Source organism: Nocardioides perillae, from assembly GCF_013409425.1.
GTDB classification, from domain to species: domain Bacteria; phylum Actinomycetota; class Actinomycetes; order Propionibacteriales; family Nocardioidaceae; genus Nocardioides; species Nocardioides perillae.
The window spans coordinates 754,115-778,456 of sequence record NZ_JACCAC010000001.1 but is presented as its reverse complement, the minus strand read 5'-3'; the positions used below and the strand labels follow the sequence as shown (position 1 = coordinate 778,456).

19 protein-coding genes, 1 tRNA gene and 1 pseudogene are annotated in these 24,342 nt (G+C 75.6%); 7 read left to right on the top strand and 14 right to left on the bottom strand.

The window, feature by feature from the left end:
* Nucleotides 1–99 precede the first annotated feature (99 nt).
* From BJ989_RS03640 to BJ989_RS17450, 5 genes and pseudogenes are all read right to left on the bottom strand, one after another.
* Entirely contained in the window at nucleotides 100–3,804 is a 3,705-nt protein-coding gene (locus BJ989_RS03640; protein WP_179517036.1) for a M36 family metallopeptidase, read from the bottom strand.
* A gap of 183 nt (nucleotides 3,805–3,987) precedes the next feature.
* Nucleotides 3,988–5,454, bottom strand: a complete 1,467-nt coding sequence (locus tag BJ989_RS03635) for a VWA domain-containing protein (RefSeq protein ID WP_179517035.1) — start codon at nucleotides 5,452–5,454, stop codon at nucleotides 3,988–3,990.
* Nucleotides 5,455–5,482: 28 nt separating this feature from the next.
* Nucleotides 5,483–6,346, bottom strand: coding sequence for an AAA family ATPase (locus BJ989_RS03630; RefSeq protein WP_179517034.1), 864 nt, complete (start codon nucleotides 6,344–6,346; stop codon nucleotides 5,483–5,485).
* 14 nt (nucleotides 6,347–6,360) lie between these two features.
* Nucleotides 6,361–6,939: pseudogene (locus BJ989_RS03625) on the bottom strand (crotonase/enoyl-CoA hydratase family protein); the annotation flags it as partial.
* Nucleotides 6,940–6,951: 12 nt separating this feature from the next.
* Entirely contained in the window at nucleotides 6,952–7,128 is a 177-nt protein-coding gene (locus tag BJ989_RS17450) for an enoyl-CoA hydratase-related protein (protein WP_246283392.1), read from the bottom strand.
* Nucleotides 7,129–7,247: 119 nt separating this feature from the next.
* Here BJ989_RS17450 and BJ989_RS03620 point away from each other — a divergent pair, with 119 nt between their 5' ends.
* Nucleotides 7,248–8,858: a GAF domain-containing protein gene (locus tag BJ989_RS03620; protein WP_179517033.1), complete on the top strand. Its 1,611-nt coding sequence runs from the start codon at nucleotides 7,248–7,250 to the stop codon at nucleotides 8,856–8,858.
* Nucleotides 8,859–8,902: 44 nt separating this feature from the next.
* Here BJ989_RS03620 and BJ989_RS03615 read toward each other — a convergent pair whose 3' ends face one another.
* Both BJ989_RS03615 and BJ989_RS03610 read right to left on the bottom strand, forming a co-directional pair.
* Nucleotides 8,903–9,547, bottom strand: coding sequence for a response regulator (locus BJ989_RS03615; protein WP_179517032.1), 645 nt, complete (start codon nucleotides 9,545–9,547; stop codon nucleotides 8,903–8,905).
* Between the two features lie 49 nt (nucleotides 9,548–9,596).
* Entirely contained in the window at nucleotides 9,597–11,219 is a 1,623-nt protein-coding gene (locus tag BJ989_RS03610) for an FMN-binding glutamate synthase family protein (RefSeq protein WP_179517031.1), read from the bottom strand.
* Between the two features lie 42 nt (nucleotides 11,220–11,261).
* Here BJ989_RS03610 and BJ989_RS03605 point away from each other — a divergent pair, with 42 nt between their 5' ends.
* A complete protein-coding gene (locus BJ989_RS03605) occupies nucleotides 11,262–12,746 on the top strand; it encodes a protein adenylyltransferase SelO family protein (protein WP_179517030.1) in 1,485 nt (494 codons plus the stop codon).
* A 21-nt stretch (nucleotides 12,747–12,767) separates the two neighbouring features.
* On the opposite strand, the gene BJ989_RS03600 is transcribed toward BJ989_RS03605, so the two are convergent.
* Nucleotides 12,768–13,424, bottom strand: coding sequence for a methyltransferase domain-containing protein (locus BJ989_RS03600; protein WP_179517029.1), 657 nt, complete (start codon nucleotides 13,422–13,424; stop codon nucleotides 12,768–12,770).
* Between the two features lie 148 nt (nucleotides 13,425–13,572).
* Between BJ989_RS03600 and BJ989_RS03595 the strand changes: the two genes are divergently transcribed.
* Genes BJ989_RS03595 through BJ989_RS03575 form a run of 5 tightly spaced genes read left to right on the top strand, consistent with a single transcriptional unit; the run spans nucleotide 13,573 to nucleotide 19,045 of the window.
* Nucleotides 13,573–14,676: a radical SAM protein gene (locus BJ989_RS03595; protein ID WP_179517028.1), complete on the top strand. Its 1,104-nt coding sequence runs from the start codon at nucleotides 13,573–13,575 to the stop codon at nucleotides 14,674–14,676.
* Nucleotides 14,669–15,568, top strand: coding sequence for an Rv1678 family membrane protein (locus BJ989_RS03590; protein ID WP_179517027.1), 900 nt, complete (start codon nucleotides 14,669–14,671; stop codon nucleotides 15,566–15,568). The genes BJ989_RS03595 and BJ989_RS03590 overlap by 8 nt, the downstream gene beginning before the upstream one ends.
* Nucleotides 15,565–16,527, top strand: coding sequence for a putative selenate ABC transporter substrate-binding protein (locus tag BJ989_RS03585; RefSeq protein WP_179517026.1), 963 nt, complete (start codon nucleotides 15,565–15,567; stop codon nucleotides 16,525–16,527). The genes BJ989_RS03590 and BJ989_RS03585 overlap by 4 nt, the downstream gene beginning before the upstream one ends.
* Nucleotides 16,524–17,279: an ATP-binding cassette domain-containing protein gene (locus tag BJ989_RS03580; RefSeq protein ID WP_218848709.1), complete on the top strand. Its 756-nt coding sequence runs from the start codon at nucleotides 16,524–16,526 to the stop codon at nucleotides 17,277–17,279. The genes BJ989_RS03585 and BJ989_RS03580 overlap by 4 nt, the downstream gene beginning before the upstream one ends.
* Nucleotides 17,276–19,045 (top strand): PhnE/PtxC family ABC transporter permease, encoded by a 1,770-nt coding sequence (locus tag BJ989_RS03575; RefSeq protein WP_179517025.1) that lies wholly within the window; start codon nucleotides 17,276–17,278, stop codon nucleotides 19,043–19,045. The genes BJ989_RS03580 and BJ989_RS03575 overlap by 4 nt, the downstream gene beginning before the upstream one ends.
* Before the next feature lie 228 nt (nucleotides 19,046–19,273).
* Here the strand turns inward: BJ989_RS03575 and BJ989_RS03570 are convergent.
* The 6 genes from BJ989_RS03570 to BJ989_RS03545 all read right to left on the bottom strand — a co-directional run bounded on the left by BJ989_RS03570 (nucleotide 19,274) and on the right by BJ989_RS03545 (nucleotide 24,332).
* Nucleotides 19,274–19,363 (bottom strand) — tRNA-Ser (locus tag BJ989_RS03570).
* 120 nt (nucleotides 19,364–19,483) lie between these two features.
* Nucleotides 19,484–20,755, bottom strand: a complete 1,272-nt coding sequence (locus BJ989_RS03565) for an MFS transporter (RefSeq protein WP_218848708.1) — start codon at nucleotides 20,753–20,755, stop codon at nucleotides 19,484–19,486.
* An 85-nt stretch (nucleotides 20,756–20,840) separates the two neighbouring features.
* On the bottom strand, nucleotides 20,841–21,122 hold the full coding sequence (locus tag BJ989_RS03560; RefSeq protein ID WP_179517024.1) for a GlsB/YeaQ/YmgE family stress response membrane protein: 282 nt from the start codon (nucleotides 21,120–21,122) through the stop codon (nucleotides 20,841–20,843).
* Nucleotides 21,026–22,132 carry an EamA family transporter gene (locus tag BJ989_RS03555; protein WP_179517023.1) on the bottom strand — a complete coding sequence of 369 codons (1,107 nt, stop codon included), beginning with the start codon at nucleotides 22,130–22,132 and terminating at the stop codon, nucleotides 21,026–21,028. Before BJ989_RS03555 ends, BJ989_RS03560 begins: the two co-directional genes overlap by 97 nt.
* Before the next feature lie 86 nt (nucleotides 22,133–22,218).
* Nucleotides 22,219–22,854, bottom strand: a complete 636-nt coding sequence (locus BJ989_RS03550; protein WP_179517022.1) for an LUD domain-containing protein — start codon at nucleotides 22,852–22,854, stop codon at nucleotides 22,219–22,221.
* Entirely contained in the window at nucleotides 22,851–24,332 is a 1,482-nt protein-coding gene (locus BJ989_RS03545) for a lactate utilization protein B (RefSeq protein ID WP_179519348.1), read from the bottom strand. The genes BJ989_RS03550 and BJ989_RS03545 overlap by 4 nt, the downstream gene beginning before the upstream one ends.
* Nucleotides 24,333–24,342: the final 10 nt, after the last annotated feature.

Here is a 24,342-nt window from a genome sequence, read left to right as displayed (position 1 = left end):
GAGCAACGAGCGGGCGCGGCCGTGGTCACGGCCGCGCCCGCCCGGTGGGTCACCTCGGTGGGCCCGCAGCGGTGCCGCGGGATCCGCGGCTGCGCGTCCTCAGCGGGAGCGCCGCGGCTTCACCTTCCCCTTGGTCACGGTCGTCACCGCCGCCGGCGGCGGCCCGAAGACCTGCAGCTCGGAGATGCGCACGAGGTCGAAGGGCGGGCTCAGGACCTGCCGGTCGGGGGTGCTCTCGAGGCTGTCGCAGTCGGGGTTGCTGAAGACCGGGTCGTTCACCGGGTTGGCCTCGCCGCTGTAGAGCGGGCCGCCGGTGCACTGGCTGTCGCGCACCCGGATCCGCACGTGCGTGGCCCGGGCATCGGTGACGTCGAAGCCGCGCAGCGTGAGGTCGGGCGCCGTCGGCCGCGGCCGCACGCCGGGGAAGGCGTCGGCGCTGCTGCGGTAGACGATCGAGAACTCCGACTGGTCGTCGGTGCAGGTGTTGCCGTTGACGGTGGCGTCGCAGACCAGGATGTCGAAGGACCGCAGCGCCGAGAAGCGGCTCTGCGAGCCCGGGTCGTCGGTGTTCGCGGGGTCGGTGGGCCGCAGCGCGGCGCTCACCTGCACCCGGTCGATGGCCACCGGGGTGTCGGCCAGCTCGACCGTGACCTGACGGCCCTCGACCTGCCGACCCTCGCCCTTGCCCTCGCTGGCGGTGCCGACGGAGGTCAGCGAGGCCCAGTTGGTGGTCTCGGTGTCGTCGACGAGGGAGGTGAGGTTGACGCCGTCACCGGCGACGGTGGCGCCGTTGTGCACCGAGGCGAGGTTGCGCTGCAGCGGCACCTCGACCACGACCTGCTCACCGGGGGCGAAGGTGCGGCTGACGCGGGTGGCGCCGAAGCCCTCCGCCTGCACGAGGAAGTCGTACGTGCCGGGCACGAAGGCGACGGTGTCGGAGGTGGCGGTCTCGCCGTCGGTGTCGGCGGTGGGGCTGATCCGCGCCTCGTAGACGCCGGTGTAGACGGTGGCCGGGACAGCCGCACCGTCGGGCCCGACCGTCACGAACCGCACGGTCGCCTCGTCGGCGCTGAGCGGCGAGGACCAGCCGGGCACCGGCTCGCGGTCGTCCGGGCCGGTCGAGGTGGCCGACTCGCCCATGCCGCGGGCGGCGAAGGCCCGCCACATGGCCTCCTGGTTGGCCCCGTCGAAACGGAGCCGGTCGGCGGCGAGCATCGCGTCGCGCGAGTCGAGCATCGTCGAGCCGGTCGGGGTCAGCAGCAGGCCGTCGAACATGATCTGCGCCCAGCGGCGGTTGCCGGGGCACTCGTCGGCCGGCAGCGTGCCGGCGGCGCACCGGCGCTGCAGCGCGTCGTCGGACGACGGGAACTGCCCGTCGTACACCCGGTTGAGCGCCTCGCTGATGTCGAAGTTGACCGCGCTCCAGATCTCGCCGTCGGCGTGCGGCGAGGTGGTGCCGTTGGCGTCGTACTCGAGGTCGGAGTAGTTGAGCGGGCTCGTGTCCATGCTGTAGTTCCGGATGCCGCGCTCCTTGTTGCCCGAGACGTAGGGCGCCAGGGCGTAGGGGCTCGCGCCCGGCCCGGTGGAGATCGCGTTGCCGCGGAAGTACTCGGCGAAGATCAGGTCGGACCAGCTCTCGGTCTGGCCCTGGGTCGAGCCGGTGCCGGTGTCGGGGCCGGCGACCATCCGGTTGCTGATCGCGTGGCCGTACTCGTGCGCGACCACCGCCATGTCGTAGGCGCCGTCGGTGCAGGCGGCGTAGAACGCGCCGGCGAGCGGCTGCCAGAGGTACTGGTTGGTGATCGGCGCGATGCCGTCCTGCAGCGTGATCTGGTTGGCGTTGTCACGACCGTTGAAGGTGCGGCGGCCGGCCTGGGCGTTGCCGATCTCGGGGTCGTTCTCCCGGTCGGGTCCGGTGTTGCCGAAGTTGCTGACCTGCAGGTTGGAGGTCAGCTCGGTGAAGCCGAGGTAGTAGCTCCAGTCGTGCATCCGGTTGTGCATCGCGAAGAGGTTCGCCGTCGAGGCGTCGTCGTCGTTGCCGCCGGGCTGGTCGAAGGTGGTCGGGTCGCACTGCGACTCGTACCACGTGTTCTCCCACGGGTAGTCGTAGACGCGGCTCGGGGTGAGCGGGCGCTGCACGACCGTGTCGGGGCTGACGAAGCTGACCTCGGAGATCGCCGTCGAGGCGTTGTTGCCCAGCGTCGTGAGCGTCGCCAGGCTCGGCGCGAGCACGTCCCACGGCAGGCGCGCGGCGTCGTTGCGCAGCTCGCGGTCGCAGCCCTCGGCGTCGGCCACCCAGCACCACAGCTCGCGGGTGTCCTCGCTCGGGGCGCTCGAGTCGGTGAAGTTCGGGTTGGCCAGGAAGACCCGCCAGCGCGGCAGCTGCACGTCGGTCGAGGCCGCGCCCTCGGAGGTGGTGACCGTGCCGGCGTAGCCGATCGTGCCGGGCGAGGCGGTGAACTCGCAGACCTCCACGAGGTAGTCGCCGGCCGGCACCCCGCCTGCGGGCGCGTAGGTCAGCACCTCTGGCGAGGTCAGCAGGTCCTGCGAGGCCACCGGCGCGGAGACGCCGGCGCGGTAGAGGTTGACGGTGATGTCGTCGTCGAGGCCGTTGGGCAACGTCACCGCCGCGGCGACGCTGACCTGGCCGGTGCCGGCCGGCACGCTCACCGGGTGGCGCGCGTCGGTCGGGGTGCAGGCCCCGGCCGCGTCGGTGGCACCGGAGAACGGAGCCGCGCTCGGCGCGGCGGCGAGTGCCGCGCGCACGCCGGCACCACCGCGTACGCCGCCCGGTGCGGCTGCGGGCAGGTTCACCGAGGCGGGGCTCGCCCCCTCGGCCAGGTGGTCGACGCGGTTGTCGCGCAGGAGCACCTCGCCGGTCTCGGCGTCGACGAAGCTGATGAAGGCCTGGGGCTCGGCGTGGTGGCCCCCGCTGTCGGTGTCGGTGTGGTCGGCCTTCAGCAGGGTGGTCTCCCACGCCAGGCGCACGCCGTCGGTCGGGGTCGGCAATGCCATCAGCCGGGCGCGCTGCAGGTCGCGCGTCAGCGGCGACTCGAACGTCCGCCACGGGCCCGGGGCCGCCTGGTCGGTGACCTCGACGAGGTCGCCGAGCGGCAGGCCGACGTCCTCGGCGGCCGCGGTCAGGGCGGCGACGGCGGAGAGCCGCTGCTCACCGCGCACCTCGGAGTCGCCGGTGACCGACGAGGACACCCACGCCACCCGGCCGTCGCGTTGCACGCCCACGGTCAGCAGGCCGTCGTGTCCGGCCACGAGGTCGCCGAAGCGCTGGCGGAAGGTGACGACGTGGGCGACGTCGGGCCGCGCCGGTGCCTTCCCCTCGCGCACCCGCACCAGGTCGGGGCTGTCGTAGAGGGGCGTGTCGGTGAGGACCTCGAGCGCCTCGACGTCGGCGGCGTCGAGCCGGAAGAGCGCCGCGTGGTCGGCGACGAAGGCCCGGGCGGCCTCGCGGGCGCTGCCCGCGCGGGGACCGGAGAGGTAGCCCGTCCGGTCCATCAGCACGTGGGGCGTGCCGAACGCGTTCCAGCGCGCGTCGTCGGCGCCGAGGGAGGTGGCGAGGTCGCGCTGCGCGGCGCTCGGGACGACCCGGCCCTCGCGCGCGTCGAGGTTGGGCAGCTTGCCCTCCTCCCCCTGGAACGAGAACGAGGCGTCGTCGAGACCGGCGAGGGGGTCCGGCTCCTCGCCGGACGCGGGGAGGGACAGGGGCACGAGGGCGGCCGCGCCGATGACGGCGGCGGTGGCGAGCGCCAGCTGAGGGCGCCCGCGCTTCCCGAGATGGTTGCGCACGGTGGCAGGGTCCTTCCACGTCACCGGCTCAGTGGTGACGGTCGGGGCGGCCGAGGCCGCCAGGGGGTGGGAGACGCCGGCTCCCTCCCCCGCACCGGTGTCACCAGGTCGAACGAGCGGGTGTGACCTGGGTTACGCCCACCGGTCCAGACCGGCGCCCCGACCGCTGTCGGGGTCGGCTGCTCAGACCAGGTCGTGCACGAACTCCCCGAGCTGGGTCAGGTTGCGGCACTCGACCATGGGCACCAGCGCGCCGTAGGCGCGGGCGGCCGAGTCGCCGGTGTCCCAGTGCCGACGGTGCTCGGGGTTGAGCCACCACGCGTGGCGGGTGTCGTCGACGAGGCGGCGGAGCACGTCGAGGCGCAGGTCGGCGTGGTTGGAGCGGGCGTCGCCGAGCACGAGCAGGGCGCTCCTCGGCCCCAGCGCGTCGGCGTGCTGCTCCTCGAAGGCGGCGAAGGCGCGGCCGTAGTTCGTGCGCCCGAAGCGGGCCGCGTGCGCCGAGGCCGCCGCGAGGTGGGTCATCACGTCGACCACGTCGGCACCGGGGCGGAAGTGCTCGGTGACCTCGACGACCTGGTCGACGAAGGTGAAGGCCCGCACCTTCGTGAACTGCTCGCGCAGCGCGAAGACGAGCAGCAGCGTGAACTGCGCGAAGTTGGCCACCGACCCGCTCACGTCGCACAGCACGACCAGCTCGGAGCGGTGCGGCCGCTTCGGCCGGTGGTGCGTGGTCAGCGGCACCCCGCCGGTCGAGACCGACGCCCGCACGGTGCGCCGGAAGTCGAGCGGTCCGCGTCGCCGCGCGTGCTGCTCCTTGGTGAGCCGCACCGCCAGGCGCCGGGCCAGCGGCTGGATCTCGCGGCGCAGCTCCTCCAGGTCGCTGCGGCGAGCGCTGAGGAAGTCGAGCCGCTCGATGCTCGGACGCAGCACGACGTCGGCGACGTGGCGCGGCCCGCGCTCCTCCGCGATGCGGCGGCGGGCGTCGCCCTCGACCTCCGTCTCGAAGCGGGCGACCCGCTCGACCGCGGCGCGGCGCGCGTCGTCCTCGGCCCAGCCGCCCGCGGCGAGCGCCTGCACGAGCCGCTCCACCAGCTCGGCCGGTGAGACCCGCTGGAGTGCGGTGTAGGCCGACCACGACGACAGCCCCGGCCCGCGCCCGGGCATCGCCCCGAAGCGGCCCACCGCCTCGGCCGCCAGCGCCTGGGCGGCGGCGTCGTCACCGGCCGCCAGGGCCTCGGCGAGGCGCTCGCGCAGCGCCGCCAGCGCGGCCCCGCCGTCGCGGACCGGGCCCGCGCCCTCGGTCTCGGCCTGCGCCTCGTCCTCCCCCGCCCCGCCGTCACCGGCCTCGGCTGCGCCCTCGTCGGCCTCCCCGGCGTCCTCGTCGTCGACGTCCGCCACCAGCGGGTCGCCCCGCCACCCGTCGCCGACCAGCCGCGGCCACCACAGGTCGAAGAGCGCGTCGAAGGTCGGTCGCTGGGCCTGCCGCTTCAGCACCGTCGCGGCGTACGCCGCCCGCACGGTCTCGCGGTCGTCCCACGGCAGGCGCCCCAGGGCGTCGAGGGCGTCGAGGTCCTCGGCGAGCGAGACCGGCAGGCCGGCGCGCCGCAGCGCGCCGACGAAGGCGAGGTGGCGGTCCAGCAGGCCGGGCACGGCGCTCCTCCTCAGCCGGGGCGGGCGCTCAGCCGCGCAGCCGCAGCTCGCGCACGGCCCGCTCGTGGTCGGAGGCGTGCTTGAGCACCACGCCGAGGGTGGCGGCGACCGTCTGCTCGTCGAGGTCGTCGACGTGGAGCGCCACGAGGGTGCGGGCCCAGTCGACGGACTCGGCGATCGAGGGCGCCTTCTTCAGCTCGAGGGTGCGCAGCCGCGCGACCGTGTCGACCAGCTTGTCCGCCAGCCGCTCGTCGAGCCCGGGCACGCGGGAGCAGACGATCTCGCGCTCCCGCGCGGCGTCGGGGTAGTCGACGTAGAGGTAGAGGCAGCGGCGCTTGACCGCCTCGGAGAGCTCGCGGCTCGCGTTGGAGGTGAGCACGACGAAGGGGCGGCGGGTCGCCACCACGGTGCCGAGCTCGGGGATCGTGACCTGGAAGTCGGAGAGCACCTCGAGCAGCAACCCCTCCACCTCGACGTCGGTCTTGTCGACCTCGTCGACCAGCAGCACCGTCGGCTCCTCGCGCCGGATGGCGGTCAGCAGCGGGCGGGTCAGCAGGAACTCGTCGGTGAAGATGTCGTCGTGGGTCTCGTCCCACGCCTGGTCGCCCGCCGCCTGGATGCGCAGCAGCTGCTTCTTGTAGTTCCACTCGTAGAGCGCACGGGCCTCGTCGAGGCCCTCGTAGCACTGCAGCCGCACCAGCTCGGCGCCGGCAGTGGCGGCGACGGCCTTGGCCAGCTCGGTCTTGCCGACGCCCGCCGGTCCCTCGACCAGCAGCGGCTTCTCCAGCGCACCCGCGAGGTAGGTCGTGGTCGCGGTGGCGGCGTCGGCGAGGTAGCCGGCCTCGCGCAGCCCGGCGGCGACGGCCTCGGGCGAGGGGAACCAGGTGCTCACCGCTGCATCCTCGCCTACGACGTGCGCGGGGCGCCGTGGCGCCCCGCGCCGCCGCGGAAGGCGCGCAGGCCGGCCTCGACCTCCTGCAGCGAGACCAGGCCGTGCTCGAGCTCGCGCACCAGCGCCTGCTCCTCCTCGACCCCCTCGGCCTCGAGCAGGGACAGCCGGTCGTGGCGCAGGCACGCCTGGGGCAGCGCCGCCAGCTCGCGGGCCAGGGCCTGCGCGGCGCCGAGCGCCTCGCCGGGAGCGACGACCCGGTTGACCAGGCCGATCCGCTCGGCCTCGTCGGCCGCCACCGGGCGACCGGTGAGCACGAGGTCCATCGCCCGGCTCGCGCCGACCAGCCGCGGCAGCCGGACGGTGCCGCCGTCGATCAGCGGCACGCCCCAGCGGCGGCAGAAGACCCCCAGCACCGCGTCGGACGCGGCCACGCGCAGGTCGCACCACAGCGCGAGCTCGAGGCCGCCCGCCACCGCGTAGCCCTCGATCGCCGCCACCACGGGCTTGCCCAGCCGCATCCGGGTGGGGCCCATCGGGCCGTCCGCCGGCAGCGGGTCGACACGGTTGCCCGACGGTGTGCCGACCGCGCCGAGGTCGGCACCGGATCAGAAGGTGCCGCCCGCGCCGGTGAGCACGGCGACGGCCGCCTCGTCGTCGGCGTCGAAGGCCCGGAAGGCGTCGGCGAGCGCGGCCGCGGTCGGGCCGTCGACGGCGTTGCGCACGTCGGGGCGGTCGAGGGTCACGGTGGTGACGGGGCCGTCGCGGTGCACGTGGACGCTCACCCGCGGCAACCTAGTCCAGCCCGGGGCGGGACCGGAGCGGCTGCGCCGCGGCCAGGACGGAGGTCCCCGGTCGGCCGGTCGGCCTGCGCATCGCGTCGAGGTGCGGCACGATCGGGCGCGTGGGCGAGCAGGGGCAGCGCGAGGAGACCACGGGTGCGGACCCGGTCGTGACCGACGGCGCGACGCAGTCGTTGCTCGAGGCGGTCATCGGGCTCGGCGAGAGCCTCGAGGTCGACCGGGTGCTGGACCGCATCGTGGCCACGGCCTGCGCGCTCACCGGTGCCCGCTACGGCGCGCTCGGCGTCATCGGGCCCTCCGGCGGCATCTCCTCCTTCATCACCCACGGCATCCCCGTCGAGGCGCACGCCCGCATCGGCCCGCTGCCGACCGGGCGCGGGCTGCTGGGCCAGCTGATCGCCGACCCGCGGCCGCTGCGCCTCGAGCACCTGCAGACGCACGCCTCCTCCTACGGCTTCCCGGCGCACCACCCGCGCATGACCACCTTCCTCGGCGTGCCCGTGCGCATCCGCGGCACCGTCTTCGGCAACCTCTACCTCACCGAGAAGGCGGGGGGCGTCGACTTCGACGAGCAGGACGAGGAGCTGGTGCAGGGCCTCGCGTCGGCCGCGGGCTTCGTCGTCGACAACGCGCGGGCCTACGCCGTGAGCGAGCGGCAGCGCCGCTGGCTCGAGGAGGTCGCGCTGCTCACCGCGGAGGTGCGTCCGGAGGTGCCCCTCCGCACGGCGCTCGCGGCGGTGGTGGCCGGCGTACGCCGGGTGGCGCAGGCGCCGGGAGCCGCGGTGCTGGTCGCCTCCGACGAGGGCTCTCCGACACAGCTGGTGGCCGACGGCCCGGGGGCGCAGGTCATCACCGAGCTGGTCGACGGCCGCTCGGGCCTCGTCTCGCGCGCCCTCGGCGGCGAGGAGCTGCTGGTGCCCGCGGGCGACGGGGTGTCGGCCCTGCTGGTGCCGATGCGCACCCACCTCGTGCGCGACTCCGTGCTCGTGGTGCTGACCGAGGAGTCGGCAGCCCCGGCGCTGCCGCCCGGGCACGATCTGGTGCGCAGCTTCGCCGACCAGGCCGCGCTCGCGCTCGACCGGGCCGAGGGCGTGCGCGACCGCCAGGAGATGGCGATCCTCACCGACCGCGAGCGGATCGCCCGCGACCTGCACGACGTGGTGATCCAGCGGCTCTTCGCCGCCGGGCTGCAGGTGCAGTCGACGCTGTCGCAGGGCGCCGCCCGCGACCCCGAGTCCACCGACGCCGTGCTGCGCCGCCTCGTGGCCGAGCTCGACACCACGATCTCCGACATCCGCTCCACGATCTTCGACCTGCAGGCCAGCCACGCGGGGTCGTTGCGCAGCGAGGTGCAGGGCATCGTGCGCGACTACGGCCGCGTGCTGGGCTGGACGCCGGCCGTGCGCTCGTCGGGCCCGGTCGACTCGCTGGCCTCGCCCACCCTCACCGAGCAGACCGCTGCCGTCGTGCGCGAGGCGTTGTCCAACGTCGCGCGCCACAGCGGCGCCAGCGAGGCGTGGGTGGAGCTGCACGCCACCGCCGACCGCCTCGAGGTCGAGATCGGCGACGACGGCGCCGGCCTGCCGAGCGGGCGCCGCGAGAGCGGCCTGGCCAACCTGCGCGAGCGGGCCCGGCGCCTCGGCGGCGACCTCGAGCTGGTGTGCCCACCCGACGGCGGCACCCGCGTCGTGTGGCGGGTGCCGATCGCCTGAGCGGCCTGCCCGCGGTCGGCGGGCCGGCCGGTGGCCCGCAGTGGTCAGCCGAGGAGCTTCGCGGCCAGCACCGCCGCCTGGGTGCGGCGCTCGAGGCCGAGCTTGGCCAGCAGGCTGGAGACGTAGTTCTTCACCGTCTTCTCGGCGAGGAAGAGCTGCTCGCCGATCTGCCGGTTGGTCATGCCCTCGGCGATGAGGGCGAGGATCTCGCGCTCGCGCTCGGTGAGGTCGGCCAGCTCCGGCTGCTCGGCCTGGTCGCCGTGGCGCACGCGGTCGAGCACCTTGGCCATGAGGGCGGGGTCGATGAGCGACTGGCCCTCGGCCACCCGACGCAGCGACTCGACCAGGCTCGGCCCGCTCACCTGCTTGAGGACGTAACCGCTGGCGCCGGCCATGATCGCGGCGAAGAGCGCGGTGTCGTCGTCGTAGGACGTGAGGACGAGCGCGTGGATCGACGGGTCAAGGGAGCGCACCTCGCGGCACACGTCGATGCCGCTGCCGTCGGGCAGGCGGGCGTCGAGCACGGCCACGTCGGGGCGCAGCGCCGGGATGCGGGCGATCGCGTCGGCCGCCAGCCCGGCCTCGCCCACGACCTCGATGTCGCCCGCCGCCTCCAGCAGCGTGCGCAGGCCCTGGCGCACCACCTCGTGGTCGTCGAGCAGGAAGACGCGGATCGGGCGCGTGGTCATGAGGCGTTCCTACCGCATCCGGGGGCGGCGCGGCACGGGGCGCGCAGGGTCACAGGACCGGCCGGTCGTCGTCGGTCTCCCGGGTGGCGGGGCCGCGCTCGGCGGTCTCCGGCGGGCCCTCGGTGCGCGCCTCGACCTCGCCGTCGTCGACCTGCCGCATGAGCGCCACGACCTGGTCGACGTCGCGGGCCGAGGGACGACCCCACCCGGGCTCGTAGCCGTAGACCTCGGTGAGCAGCCGGCCGTCCGCGAGGGTGTCGAGCACCTCGACGGACTCCGGGTCGATGAGGGCCGGGTGCTCGACCCCGCACGTCTCGGCGACCTTCAGCAGGTCGCGGCGCAGCGTGCGCACGTAGTTGGCGAGCCGGTCGGCCTTGAGCGCGGGGTCCAGCCCGTGCTCGAGCCACGGGTTCTGGGTGGCGACGCCGGTGGGGCAGGCACCGGTGTGGCACTTCTGGGCCTGGATGCAGCCGACGGCGAGCATCGCCTCGCGGCCCACGGCCACGAGGTCGGCACCCAGGGCGAAGGCGACCACCGCGTTGTCGGGCAGCCCCAGCTTGCCGGCGCCGACGAAGGTGACGTCCTCGTGCAGGCCCCGCCGCGCGAACTCGGCGTACACGCGGGAGAAGCCGAGGCGGAAGGGCAGCGAGACCGAGTCGGCGAAGACCATCGGGGCCGCACCCGTGCCGCCCTCGCCGCCGTCGACCGAGACGAAGTCGACGCCGCGCTCGCGCGGCTCCATCGCCTCGGCCAGCTCGCGCCAGAAGCCCATGTCGCCGACGGCCGACTTGATGCCGACCGGCAGGCCGGTGGCGTCCGCGACCCGCTCGACGAAGTCGAGCATCGAGTCGACGTCGTCGAACTCCGCGTGCCGGGGCGGGCTGAGGCAGTCGACGCCCTCCGGTACGCCGCGGGTCTCGGCGATCTCCCGCGAGACCTTGGCGCCCGGCAGCACCCCGCCGAGCCCCGGCTTGGCGCCCTGGCTGAGCTTGACCTCGATCGCCCGCACCGGGGCCCGCTCGCACAGCTCGACGAGCCGCGGCAGGCTGAAGCGGCCGTCGTCGTCGCGGCAGCCGAAGTAGGCCGTGCCGATCTGGAAGACGAGGTCCCCGCCGTGCAGGTGGTGCGGGGAGACCGCCCCCTCGCCCGTGCCGTGCAGGCAGCCCGCCATCGCCGACCCACGGTTGATCGCCTCGACCGCGCGGCCCGACAGCGAGCCGAAGCTCATGCCCGAGACGTTGACGACCGACTCCGGGCGGAAGGCGTGGCGCCGCCCGCGCGGCCCGCCGAGCACCTTGGCCGCCGGCAGCCGGGCCTCCTGGCCGACCGTGCCGTGCGTGGGCGCCGCCCGCGCGAAGGTGCGGTGGTGCACCACGACGTTGCCGGAGCCGTGCTCGAGGTCGTTGTCGGTGCCGAAGCCGGTGTAGTTGTTCTCCAGCTTCGCCGAGGCGTAGACCCAGCGGCGCTGGTCGCGGGTGAAGGGCCGCTCCTCGTCGTTGCCGGCCACGACGTACTGCCGCAGCTCGGGCCCGATCTTCTCGACCAGGAAGCGGGCGTGGCCGAGCACCGGGTAGTTGCGCAGGATCGCGTGCCGCCGCTGCAGCAGGTCGTGCGCGGCGACCGCGCCGAGGGCGCCGGCTGCCGCGACGGGGGCCTTCCAGAGGGTCCGCATGGGCAGCGGTACCCCCTCGGGTGGCGCCGTACGCTGGGAGAGGTGACCGTCGCCCCCACCGCCGTCAGGCTCGACGACCAGTTCGCCCGGACGCTGCCCGAGATGGCCGTGCCGTGGCAGGCGGCGCCCGCGCCCGCGCCGCGGCTCCTCGCGCTCGACGAGGCGCTGGCCGCCGAGCTCGGCCTCGACCCGGCCGCGCTGCGCACTCCCGCCGGGCTGGCGCTGCTCACCGGCACCGACGTGCCCGACGGCGCCCGGCCGGTCGCGCAGGCCTACTCCGGCCACCAGTTCGGAGGCTTCGTGCCCCGCCTCGGCGACGGCCGTGCGCTGCTGCTCGGCGAGCTCGTCGACCGCGACGGGCGCGTGCGCGACCTGCACCTCAAGGGCTCGGGACGCACCCCCTTCGCCCGCGGCGGCGACGGTCTCGCCGCCGTCGGGCCGATGCTGCGCGAGCACGTGGTCAGCACCTCGCTGCACGCGCTCGGCGTGCCCACCACCCGCGCGCTCGCGGTCGTCGCCACCGGGGCGCCCGTGCAGCGCGAGACCGTGCTGCCGGGGGCGGTCCTGGCCCGCGTCGCCGCGAGCCACCTGCGCGTCGGCAGCGTGCAGTACGCCCGTGCCACGGACGACCGCGACCTGCTGCGCCGCGTCGCCGACCTGGCGATCGCGCGCCACCACCCGGCAGCCGCCGACGCCGAGCACCCCCACCGCGCGCTCTACGCCGCGGTCGTCGAGGCGCAGGCGCAGCTGGTCGCGCAGTGGATGCTGCTCGGCTTCGTGCACGGCGTGCTCAACACCGACAACACGACGCTCTCCGGCGAGACGATCGACTACGGCCCGTGCGCCTTCATGGAGGCCTTCGACCCCGCGACGGTCTTCAGCTCGATCGACGAGGGCGGTCGCTACGCCTGGGGCAACCAGCCGGCGGTGATCCAGTGGAACCTCGCCCGGCTGGCCGAGGCGCTGCTGCCCCTCCTCCACGACGACGAGCAGGAGTCCGTGGCGGTCGCGCAGGCCGAGCTCGGCCGCTTCCCGGACCTCTACGGCGCCGCCTGGGCCCGTGGCGTGCGGGCCAAGCTCGGCCTGGGCCGCGGTCCGGCCGACGCGGTGGTCACCGGCCTGGCCGACGACCTGACCCGGCTGATGCACCAGGGCCACGTCGACTGGACCTCCGGCTGGCGGGCGCTGGTGCCGGCCGCTGCCGGCGACGCCGAGCCGCTGCGCGGGCTCTTCCTCGACCTCGCGGGCGTCGACGCCTGGCTGGAGCGCTGGCGGGCCCTCGCGCCGTCGTCGGAGGTCGCGGCCGGCGCCAACCCCGTGTACGTCGCGCGCAACCACCTCGTCGAGGAGGCCCTCGCCGCGGCGACCGGCTCCGCCGAGAGCGACGGGGAGCCCGACCTCGGCCCGCTCGAGCGCCTCGTCGACGTCCTCCGCGCGCCGTACGACGAGCGGCCCGGCCTGGAGCGCTACGCCGCGCCCGCCCCGCAGGACTTCGCCGCGGCGTACCGCACCTTCTGCGGCACCTGAGCGGGACCGGCGCCGGGGCGCTCAGCCCTCGCGGCGCAGCAGGACCGCGGTGAACTGCTGGACCGTGCCCCAGGGCGTCTCGTGGTCGTCACCGCTGGTGTCGACCAGCGCCCACCCGGGGAACTCGGCGGCCAGGTCGGCGTGGGTGTAGCGCACGATCGGCAGCCCGCTGCACGTCGTCGGTCCGTCGGGGCCGAAGGTGGCGACGACCGCCCACCCGCCGGGCTCGACGTGGCGGTCGAGGGAGGCGCGGTAGTCGTCGCGCTCGTCCTCCTCGGTGAGGAAGTGGAAGACCGCCCGGTCGTGCCACACGGCGTACGTCCGCCCCATCGCGAGGTCGAGGACGTCGGCGACCTCGAGCACGACCGACTCCCCGGCGGTGCCGATGCGCTCGCGCACGGTGTCGAGCGCGGTGCGCGAGAGGTCCACCGCGGAGACGTCGGTGAAGCCGCGCTCGACGAGGTGGTCGACCAGCGTCGACCACCCGGCGCCGACGTCGATGACGCCCGCGTCCTTGCCGACGCCGGTGCGGTCGACGAGGTCGAGCGAGAGCTCGGGCACCGACTGCCACCAGGAGACCGAGTCGACGTCCTTGCCGTGGTGGGCGTCCTCCCAGAAGGAGCGTCGGGAGGTGGCGTCCTCGGGGCGCCAGGGCGCCTGCTGCGGGTCCGTGGTCACCCGGGAAGCGTAGGCGGGGTGTCCAGGCCGCCGCGGCGTCCGCAGGAGAGGTCGTCCCCGCAAGACCTGCCATCCGTCGGCCAAAGGGCGACGAAGGACTCAGGTGAGCTCCTCGGCGCCCCTTCGTCCCTCGACTACTGTCCCGCGCGTGACCTCCACCACGCTGCCCGACCCCGCGCTGCCCGCGAGCCCGCCCCCCGGGTTCCCCGCCACGGCGCGCCTCGTCGACGGCGGCGACATGGACTGCGGCAGCGGGCTGCTGCTGCTCATCACCCGCGCGATGCGCCGCCTCGACGACGGCGATCTGCTCGCCATCCGCAGCGCGGAGCCGAGCGTGCTGGTCGACCTGCCGGCCTGGGCCGACATGGTCGGCAACGACGTGGCCTCGCAGGCCGCGGAGACCGAGCAGGGCCCGTGGTGGTTCGCGGTGCGCAAGGGCTCGGCCACGGTCACGGTCTTCAGCCAGGGCGAGCGCACCCCGGTCGGCCACCGGCTCTGGGTCTACACCAACTTCGACTGCAACCTCGCCTGCCTCTACTGCTGCGCGGAGTCCTCGCCGAAGGCGGCCGCGCGGCGCGTCGACGTCGACACCGCCCGCCAGGTCTTCGCCGAGTTCGCCGAGATGGGCGGCCGCGAGGTCTACCTCACCGGCGGCGAGCCCTTCATGCACCCCGAGCTCGGCGAGCTGGTCAAGGCCGCGGAGGGCTTCGAGCGCACCGTGCTGACCAACGCGATGATCTTCGGCCGCGGCAACCGGCGGGCGGTGCTGGAGGAGATGGACCGCTCGGTGCTGCTGCAGGTCAGCCTCGACTCCGCCGGGCCGGAGCTGCACGACCGGCAGCGCGGCAAGGGCTCGTGGGCCCGCGCGCTCGACGGCATCGGGCTGGCCCACTCGCTCGGCTTCCGCGTGCGGGTGGCGGCGACCATGTTCGACGAGGACCCCGAGGGCGTGGCGGCGCTGCACGCCCGCCTCGACCAGGAGGGCATCGCGGCCGAGGACCGCGTCATCCGCCCGGTCGCGGCCGAGGGGTTCGCGGAGACCGGCATCCACGTCTCCCTGGAGAACCTCGAGCCCGAGCCCACGCTCACCGCCGACGGCGCCTGGTGGCACCCCGTCGCGGTGACCGACCCCCACATGCGCATCGCCGACTCCCCGCTCCCGCTGGCCGAGGTCTTCGGCGTGGTGGAGGACATCCTCGACGTCCAGGGCGCGGCCGCCGCGTCGGGCCGCGAGGTCTTCCGCTGTGCGTGAGCGCGTCGCCGGCTCGCTGGCCTGGCTGACCGCCCCCGCGCGCGAGCCCGGCCGGTCGCAGGACGTCGGCTTCCTGGTGCTGCGCCTGACCCTCGGGCTGATGTGGTTCTACAACGTCGCCTGGAAGCGCGCGCCCGACTTCGGCGAGGAGGCCGACAACGGCCTCTACTACTTCACCGCCTACGGGTCCGAGCACCCGGTCCTCCCGCCGTGGGCGTGGCTGGTCGACAACGTCCTGCTGCCCAACATCACGTTCTTCGGCTACCTCGTCATCGCCGCCGAGACCGCTGCTGCCGTGCTGCTCCTGACCGGGCTGTGGGTCCGGCTGGGCGCCCTCGTCGGCCTCGGCCAGTCGGTGGCGATCGCGCTGTCGGTGATGTACGCCCCCGACGAGTGGCCCTGGGCCTACTGGCTGATGATGGCCGGCCACACCGCCCTGCTGCTCGGTGCCTCCGGTCGCTGGGGCGCCCTCGACGCCGCCCGCGCCGAGGGCCGGCTGCCCGGGCGCCAGGCGCTGGTGTGGGCCGGCGTCGCCACGGTGGTGGCGCTGCCGAGCGTGGTGCTGTCGCTCGACGACCCGCTCGCTGCCCGGGGTCCCGGTTTCAACGACCCCGACCCCTCGTTGAGCACCGGCAACTACAACCTGGTGGGCGCGTTGGTGCTGCTGGCCCTGGCCGCGCTGCTCGTGCTCGCCGCCCGCGCCGGCGACCCGGACCGCACCCGCACGCTCGGCCTCGCCGCCGCCGGCCTCGGGGCGCTCGCCGCCCTCTCCCTGCACGCCCAGCTCGGCTTCACCGACCCCCTGCTCGGCGGCACGCCCAGCAGCGCCGCCGCCTACCTGTGCCTGGCCGTCGTCGGCCTGGTGCTCGCCCGATCCCGGAGGACCGCATGACCGGCACGACCCGCACGACCCCCTCCGCCGCGTCGCCGCTGAGCCGCCGTCGGCTGCTCCTCGGGGTCCTCGCCGTGCCCGCCGTCCCGCTGCTGAGCGCGTGCGGCGGCGGCTCCGGCTCCGGTGGGGCGGGCGGGGGCAGCACGCGCACGCTCGCGATCTCGGCGATCCCCGACCAGGACCCCGAGCTGCTCAACCGGCTCTACCCCGCCGTGGCCGACTGCGTGGCCGCGGCGACCGACCTCGAGGTCGAGTACCGCCCCGTCACCGACTACACCGCCGTCGTCCGCGCCTTCCAGCGCGGTGACGTGCACCTGGCCTGGATGGGCGGCCTCACCGGGGTCCAGGCCCGCGAGCTGGTGCCCGGCGCGACCGCGATCGCGCAGCGCGACATCGACGCCGACTTCCACAGCCTCTTCATCGCCAACCGGCGCGCCGGGCTCGAGCCCTTCGACGACGTCAGCGGGCTGTCGAGCATCGCGGGGTCGTCGCTGACCTTCGGCAGCGAGACGTCGACCTCGGGCCGCCTCATGCCGCAGTACTTCATGGAGCAGGCCGGCATCACCGAGGCCGACCTCGCGGGCGCCCCGGGCTTCTCCGGCAGCCACGACGCCACCATCGAGGCGGTCGCCTCCGGCGCCTACGACGTCGGCGCGGTCAACGAGCAGGTCTTCACCGCCACCCAGGAGGCCGGGGAGGTCGACCTCTCCGACGTCGTCGTGCTGTGGCGCTCGCCCGGCTACGCCGACTACCACTGGCTGGTCCGCCCCGACCTCGACGAGGAGTTCGGCGAGGGCACCACCGACGAGCTGCGCGACTTCCTGCTCGGCCTCGACGCCGGCAACGCGAAGGAGGCGGAGATCCTCGAGCTCTTCGGCGCCGAGTCGTTCATCGCGGCGGACGACGCGGCGTACGACCAGCTCGAGGAGGTCGCGAGGGCGCAGGGTCTGCTGGGGTGAACGAGCCCCCGGCGGCCCCGGCCGTCTTCGAGCTGCGCGGCACCGTCGTCGCGTACGGCGCGCACCGGGCCCTCGACGGCGTCGACCTGGTGGTGCGTCCCGGGGAGCGCGTCGCCCTGCTCGGGCCGAGCGGCTCCGGCAAGTCGACCCTGCTGTCGGTGCTCAGCGGCGCGGCGGTGCCCGACGACGGCGCCGCCCTGCTCTTCGGCGAGGACCTGGCCGCGGTGGGCCACCGGCGTCGCCGCACCCTGTGCGCGCAGGTCGGAGCGCTGAGCCAGGAGCTCGACCTCGTCGAGCAGGTGCGGGTGCTGCACAACGTCAACGCCGGGCGCCTCGGCCGCTGGCCGCTGCGCACCGCGCTGAGCGCGCTGCTCACGGCCCGCGCCGACGACGAGGCACGACGGGTGCTGGAGCAGGTGGGGCTGCCGTGGGCCGTGCACGCCCGCACCGAGCAGCTCTCGGGTGGCGAGCGGCAGCGGGTCGCCGTGGCCCGGCTGCTCGTGCAGGGGGCGGCGGCCGTCGTCGCCGACGAGCCCGCCTCCAGCCTCGACCCCACCACGGCGCGCGACGTGCTCGCGCTGCTGCCGTCGAGCGCCTCGACCGGCACGACCGTGGTGAGCCTGCACCAGCCCGAGCTGGCGCGGCGCACCTTCACCCGCGCGCTCGGCCTGCGGCGCGGGCGGGTCGTGCTCGACCTGCCCGCCGACGAGCTGCGCGACCACCACCTCGACGAGCTCTACGCCCGCGCATGACCGGACTGCTCGACGCCCCGGCACTCGTGCCGGTCACGGCGCCCGCCGACCTGCCCCGGGTGGGTCGCGCGACGGTGCTGCGGCGCCGAGCGGTCACGGTCGTGGTGCTCGCGACCGTCCTGGGCCTCAGCGCCTGGCGCGCGCTCGCCGGCACCGGCGACCCGGTCAACACCGGCGGCGCGGCCCTCCTCGACGACCTGCTCGCGCAGGCGCTCTCCCCCCGCCTCGACGCCGAGTTCCTCGAGCTGGTCGCCCGGGCCACGGTCACGACGCTGGCCTTCGCCTCGGTGGGTGCCGCGGGTGCCCTGCTGGTCGGTCTGCTCGGCGGCCTGGTGCTGAGCGACGCGGCGTGGTCGCGACGCCCGCCCGCACCCGTGCGGGCGCTGCGGCTCGTGCTGCGCGGCGTGCTGGTGCTCGCGCGGTCCGTTCACGAGCTGGTGTGGGCGCTCCTGCTCGTCACGGTGCTCGGGCTCGACCCGCTGGTCGCCGTGCTGGCGCTGGTGGTGCCCTTCGGGGCGCAGACCGCGCAGGTGTTCGCCGAGACCTTCGACGGCGTGCGCGGCGGCGCGCACGCCGCGATGCGCCGCGCGGGGGCGCCGCGCACCGCGGCCGTGCTCTACGGCCTGCTGCCCTCCGCCTCGCCGCTGCTGCTGTCCTACTCCTTCTACCGCTTCGAGTGCTCGCTGCGCTCCACCGTGCTGCTCGGGGTCGTCGGCGTCGGCGGCCTGGGGCAGGAGCTGGTCGTCAGCCTGCAGTCGCGCAACTGGGACGAGGTCTGGACGCTCGTCCTCGCCCTGCTGCTGCTCTCCGCCCTCGTCGAGGCCTGGAGCGCGCAGGTGCGCCGCGAGGCCGGTCCGCCCTCCACCGCCCCGGCCTGCGTGCTCGACGCCGACGCCGAGGGGGTGGTCGCCGCCGAGGGCCGACGCGGCGACACCGCCCCGCCGCGGCGCACCTGGACGCGGTGGTCGGTGCTCCTCGGCCTGCCCGGCCTGGCGCTCGCGTGGTGGTGGACCGGCGCGACGCTCAGCGGCCTCGTCGACCCCGTCACGTGGGAGATCACCCGCGAGCTGCTCGCCGACCTGGTGCCGCCGGCGTGGCCGACCGGCGGCGCGAGCACGCTGCTGCTGAGCGTCGTCGACACCCTCGCGATGGCCGTGCTGGCGATGGCGGGCGCCGTCGCCCTCACCCTGCTGCTCGCGCCGTGGGCGGCCGCCCCCGCCCGGGCGGCCGGTGCGCGGCCCGGGGGGTCCCGCGGCGCGCTGGTCGCCTCCGGGCTGCTGCGCGGCACGGCGAGGCTGGTCGCGCGGGTGCTGCTGCTGGCGCTCCGCTCCGTGCCGCCGTCGATCTGGGCGGTGCTGGCGCTCTTCGTCTTCTTCCCCGGTGTCCTGCCCGGCGCGGTCGCGCTCGGGCTCTACGCCGGCGGCATCCTCGGCCGGCTCGTCGCCGAGGCGTGGGAGTCGGTCGACCGCGGGCCGCGCGACGCGCTGGTGCGCGGCGGGGTGGCGTCCTGGCGAGCGGCGCTGCTGGCGGTCGTGCCGCCGTCGGCGCAGCAGCTGACGACCTACACGCTCTACCGCTTCGAGGTGAGCGTCCGCGACACCGCCGTCGTCGGCGTCGTGGGCGCGGCCGGCCTCGGCCGGCTGCTGGCGGAGAACCTCGCAGCCTTCCGCTTCCCCGTGGTCGCGTCGGTGCTGCTGGCCTCCTTCGCCGTCAGCGTCGCCGTCGAGCTGGTCTCGCGGCGGGTGCGGCGCGCGCTGCGCGCCTGATCCAGGCTCGTGGAGCCCCGGCCCGCGCCGTCGGCTCCGCGGGCCCGGCCCGTCGGTCCCCGGGGGAGAGTCCGGCGCATGCTGGACGTCCGTGCACGTCGTGGTCGAACGTCCGAGCACAGCGCCAGCCGCTCGCCGTCGGGCGGGTCCGGGTCGGGGGCGACCCGGGTGACGGCCGCCTCGAACGCAGCAGAGCCCGGTCCGGGGCTGCCGGACCGGGCTCGAGGCTGGCGGTGGCGGAGGGATTTGAACCCTCGGTGGGCTTGCACCCACAAACGCTTTCGAGGCGTTCTCCTTAGGCCGCTCGGACACGCCACCGCGGGAGAACATACCGGACCCCGCGTCGCGGCTCCGAATCGGACCCACGACGCCTCCTGCCCGGGTAGTCCGGCACAGGTGCGCCCTCCCGGGCCCGCGGAAGGGCGGAGGTGTGCCGGACTACCGGTCGGGTCGGAGGTGTGCCGGACTACCGGGTCGGGTCGGAGGTGTGCCGGACCACCGGGTCGGGCTGGGAGGTGTCGGCGCGGCACGCGCCAGCACGAGCGCGGCGCCGAGCGCGAGGGCGACGAGGGCACCGACCGCGGCGACGACGCCCGGCCACGCGGCGCCCGACCACGCGAGGCCGACGAGGGCACCGAAGACGCTGGAGCCGGCGTAGTAGGAGGCGACGTAGAGGGCCGATGCCTGCGTGGCCGCGGCCCCGCCGACCACGGGCGCCCAGCCGCTGCCGACGGCGTGGGCGGCGAAGAAGCCCGCGGTGGCGACGAGCAGACCGACGACGACCACGGGCAGCCGGTCCGGCAGCGTGAGCGCGAGCCCCGCGGCCATCAGGAGCACCGAGGCCACCAGCACGGGCGCGCGGCCCCACCGCTGCGCGAGCCGCCCCGCACCCGCCGAGCTCAGCGTGCCGGCGAGGTAGGCGAGGAACACCAGGCCCACCGCCGAGGCCGGCAACCCGAAGGGCGGGGCGACGAGCCGGTAGGACAGGTAGTTGTAGGTCGCGACGAAGCCGCCCATGAGCAGGAGCGGCAGCGCGAGCACGGCCCACAGCGCCGGGCTGCGCCACGGCAGCCGCGCCCGGTCGGCACCCCGGGCCGACCCCGGGGCGGGGGTGTCCTCGGCCAGCCACCACACGAGCGCGGTGGCGACCAGCGCGACCGCGGCCAGCACGCCCAGCGCGCCGCGCCAGCCCAGCCAGTCGGCGACGCCCGCGGTCACGAGCCGCCCACCGACGCCACCGAGCGAGTTGCCGGCGACGTAGAGCCCCATCGCGCCGGCGAGGCCGCTCGGGTGCACCTCGGCGGCGACGTGGCCCATCGCCACCGCCACGACGGCCGCCAGCGCCGCGCCGGTGAGGCCGCGCACCCCCACCAGCACCTCGTACGTCGGGGCCACCGCGGCGAGGCCGGTCAGCACCACCGCGGCCAGCAGCGCCCACCTGATCGTGCGCACCCGGCCGAGCCGCAGCCCGACGGCGGTCGCGGGCACGACCAGCAGCGCGAGCGCGCCGGTGGCGGCGGAGACGGTGAGGGCCGCGGAGGCGGCGGGCACGGCGTACGCCCGGCCGAGCTGCGGGAGGATCGGCTGGGTGGCGTAGAGGAGGCCGAAGGCGGCGGAGCCGACGGCGACCATCGCCAGGTTGAGCCGGCGGTAGCCCGGGGTGCCGGGACGGTGCAGCGCGCCAGCGGGCTGGAGCGTCGGGTGCGGCACCCTCCCAGCGTGCCACCGCGCCGGGACCCGTCAGGGCCCCGGCGCGGTGAGGTCGGTCTCGTCGGGCCCGCAGGCCGCACGAGGGTCAGACGCGGCTGCGGTGACCGGTGTTGCGCCCGGTGAGGGTCGAGGCGATCACCACGAGCACGGCCGCGGTGATGACGGCCACGATCCAGCGCACCCAGTCGATGCCGCTGGTCTGGCCCGAGCCACCGAAGGCGGCGTAGACGTAGTAGCCCAGGATGACGCCGCCGATGCCGCACAGGATCGTCAGCCAGATCGGGATGTTGTCCTTGTCGCCGGGGGCGACGAGCTTGCCGAGCAGGCCGATGATGATGCCTGCGACGATGAGTCCGAGGATGTCCATGGTCGTTTCCCTCCGTCGGCGTGGCAGGGGTCCACGCAGGTGTCGTCCGGTACCCGGGCGCTCCTCCCCCACACCGTTCGGGGGCCGACTTTTCTTAGGTGCCTCTCAGGTGCGGTCCCGCGGCGTCGCCACTGCACCAGCAGCGCCGAGGCGAGGACGAGCAGGCCGCCCGCGAGCTCGACCGGCGCGAGCAGCTCACCGAGCACGGCGGCGGCGAGCACGACGGTGGCCACCGGCTCGGCGGTCGACAGGATCGAGGCGGTGCCGGGGCCGGTGCGCTGCAGCCCCGCGAAGAAGGCGGTCACCGCCACCACCGTCGACACGACCGCGATGCAGGCGACCCAGGCCAGGCCGGCGGGCGAGAGCGTGAGGTCGACACCGACCAGGAGGCCGCGCACCGACAGCGCGACCGCGGCTCCGACCATCACCAGCGTGGCCAGGCCCAGCGGCGGCACCTCCCGCACGGTCGCGTCGGCCACCAGGATGTAGCCGGTGTAGGTCACGGCCGCACCGAGCGCCAGCGCGACCCCGGCGAGCCCGGCGCCACCGAGGCCGAGCGGCCCGCTGCCGAGCAGCACCAGCACCGTGCCGGCCGTCGCGACGACCAGGGCCGCCACCCGTGCGGGGGTCGGGCGCTCCCGCCCGAGCGCCAGCGCGGCGAGGACCACCAGCGCGGGGTAGGTGTAGAAGACGAGCGCGACCACGCCTGCACCCGCCCGCTCGAGCGCGGAGAAGTAGAGCGTCGCCTGCGTCGCGTAGCCGAGGGCGCCGAGGCCCAGGGCCGCGGCGACCGTGCGCCGGGTCAGTCCGTGCCGCCGACCCGTCGCCTGGGACGGACCGCGCCGCCGGCCTCCCCACACCCAGGTGAGCGCGGCCAGCAGCACGGCGGCCAGCCAGAAGCGCACCAGCACGAGCGCGTCGGCCGTGACCCCCTCGGCGTACGCCAGCTTGGCGAAGACCGCCATCGCACCGAAGCAGACGGCCGACAGCAGCACGAGGAGGTTGCCCACCGGGCCAGGGTGAGGGCACGCCCCCGCCACGTCCAGCAAGTTCCGCGGACCCGGGCCCGCGGGGCTCGGGTCCGCGGGGCCCGCGGTCAGCCCTCGCGGTCCGCCACGACCAGCACGTGGAGGGTGCGTGGGCCGTGGACGCCCTCGACCCGGCTCAGCTCGATGTCGCTGGTCGCGGACGGCCCGCTGATCCAGGTGAGCGGCCGGGCGGGGTCGAGCAGCGGCAGCGCGTCGGGCACGTCGGCGACCACCTGCTCCTCGCGCACGACGCAGACGTGGAGGTCGGGCACGAGGGTCAGGGCGCGCCGTCCCTGGTCGGGCGCGTGGTCGAGCACGACCGTGCCGGTCTCGGCGATGCCGACCCGGGCCGCGGTCACGACCGCGTCCACGGCGTCGAGCTCCGCCGCGCCCAGCACGTCCGGCTCGCCGTCGACGACCACCGTGAGCCCGGGCGGCAACGCCACGTCCGCGAGCCCGGGCGGTACGACGACCCGCGCGGCCCCCGCCAGCGCCGCGGCGACCCGGTCCCCCAGCTCGTCGACCGCGCACCGCTCGACGACCGCGCGGTAGTCGGCGACCCGCTCGCAGAACAGGTCGACCACCTCGTGGTGCGGCCGCTCGGGGACCCGCGGCGCGGTCGGCGCCACCGCTGCACGGGCCTGCGGTGCGACGTCGGCCAGCGCAGCGCGCACCCGGCCCAGGACCTCCTCGCGGGCACTCACCGGTCGTCCTCCTGCGTCGGGCGGGTGCGGGCCCACCACGCCCGGAACGACTCCCGCGGCGGCGCAGGCAGGTCACGGGCGCCGGTCCACGCCGCACCCGGGCCCGGCAGGCGGCCCGCGGCGCGGCGACCGCCGGGCAGCGTGGTGCGCCCGAGGCGGGTCAGCACACGGCCCGCCACCCCGGAGGCGCGCTCCGCCCAGGCGAGCCGGCGGGCGTCGGAGAAGGACCAGGCGGCCGCCCTCATCGCCACCGCCTCCCCCTTCACGCCGCGGTCACCCCGGTGCGCGTCGACCACCTGGGCGCGCAGGTCGACCAGGACCGAGGGGATGTCGATGCGGACGGGGCAGACCTCGAAGCAGGCACCGCACAGCGAGGAGGCGTAGGGCAGCGAGTCGGTCTGCGCCCCCTCGGGGCCGGCCTGGCCGACCCCCTTCATCAGCGGGTTGAGGATCGCGCCGATCGGGCCGGGGTAGACCGAGCCGTAGGCGTGGCCGCCGGTGCGCTCGTAGACCGGGCAGACGTTGAGGCACGCCGAGCAGCGGATGCACCGCAGCGCCTGCCGGCCGACCTCGTCGGCGAGCGCGCGGGTGCGACCGGCGTCGAGCAGCACGACGTGCACCTCCTGCGGCCCGTCGCCCGGGGTCACGCCCGACCACGTCGACGTGTAGGGGTTCATCCGCTCACCGGTGGAGGAGCGCGGCAGCAGCCGCAGCAGCGGGTCGAGCGCCTCCCAGGTGGGCACGACCTTCTCGATGCCCACGACGCTGACGAGCACCTCGGGCAGCGTGAGGCACATCCGGCCGTTGCCCTCGGACTCCACGACGACCAGCGTGCCGCTCTCGGCGACCGCGAAGTTCGCCCCCGACACCCCGACCTTCGCCCGCAGGAACTTCTCGCGCAGGTGCGCCCGCGCCGCTGCCGCCAGGACGGCCGGCTCGTCGGTGAGGTCGTCGGGCGCGGGCCGGCCCGCGGCGGCCATCTCGCGGCGGAAGATCTCGCGGATCTCGGCACGGTTGCGGTGGATCGCCGGCACCAGGATGTGGGAGGGCAGGTCGCCGCCCAGCTGCACGATCAGCTCGGCGAGGTCGGTCTCCCACGCGGCGATGCCCTCGGCGGCCAGCGCCTCGTTCAGGCCGATCTCGGCGGTCGCCATCGACTTGACCTTGACCACCTCGTCCACGCCGTGGGCCCGCGCCACGGCGGCCACCACCGCGCAGGCCTCCTCGGCGTCGCGCGCCCAGTGGACCGTCGCGCCGGCCGCGGTCAGCCGCTCCTCGAGCTGCTCGAGGTGGCGGTCGAGGTCGAGCAGCGCCGACTCCTTGACCGCCGCCCCGGCCAGGCGCAGCGCCTCCCACTGCGCCACCTCGCCGACGACCGCGGCCCGCTTGTCGCGGATCGTGCGGGTGGCGTGGGCCAGGTTGTGGCGCAGCTGGGTGTCGGCCAGGGCCACGCGGGCCGCCGCGGGGAAGGCCGGCATGCCGACGAAG

What these genes read in the sequence shown, in the direction of transcription:
- BJ989_RS03615 (WP_179517032.1), bottom strand. Translation starts at nt 9,547, where the DNA reads ATGACCACGCGCCCGATCCGCGTCTTCCTGCTCGACGACCACGAGGTG.
- BJ989_RS03610 (WP_179517031.1), bottom strand. Translation starts at nt 11,219, where the DNA reads ATGCGGACCCTCTGGAAGGCCCCCGTCGCGGCAGCCGGCGCCCTCGGC.
- BJ989_RS03585 (WP_179517026.1), top strand. Translation starts at nt 15,565, where the DNA reads ATGACCGGCACGACCCGCACGACCCCCTCCGCCGCGTCGCCGCTGAGC.
- BJ989_RS03575 (WP_179517025.1), top strand. Translation starts at nt 17,276, where the DNA reads ATGACCGGACTGCTCGACGCCCCGGCACTCGTGCCGGTCACGGCGCCC.
- BJ989_RS03560 (WP_179517024.1), bottom strand. Translation starts at nt 21,122, where the DNA reads ATGGACATCCTCGGACTCATCGTCGCAGGCATCATCATCGGCCTGCTC.
- BJ989_RS03545 (WP_179519348.1), bottom strand. Translation starts at nt 24,332, where the DNA reads ATGCCGGCCTTCCCCGCGGCGGCCCGCGTGGCCCTGGCCGACACCCAG.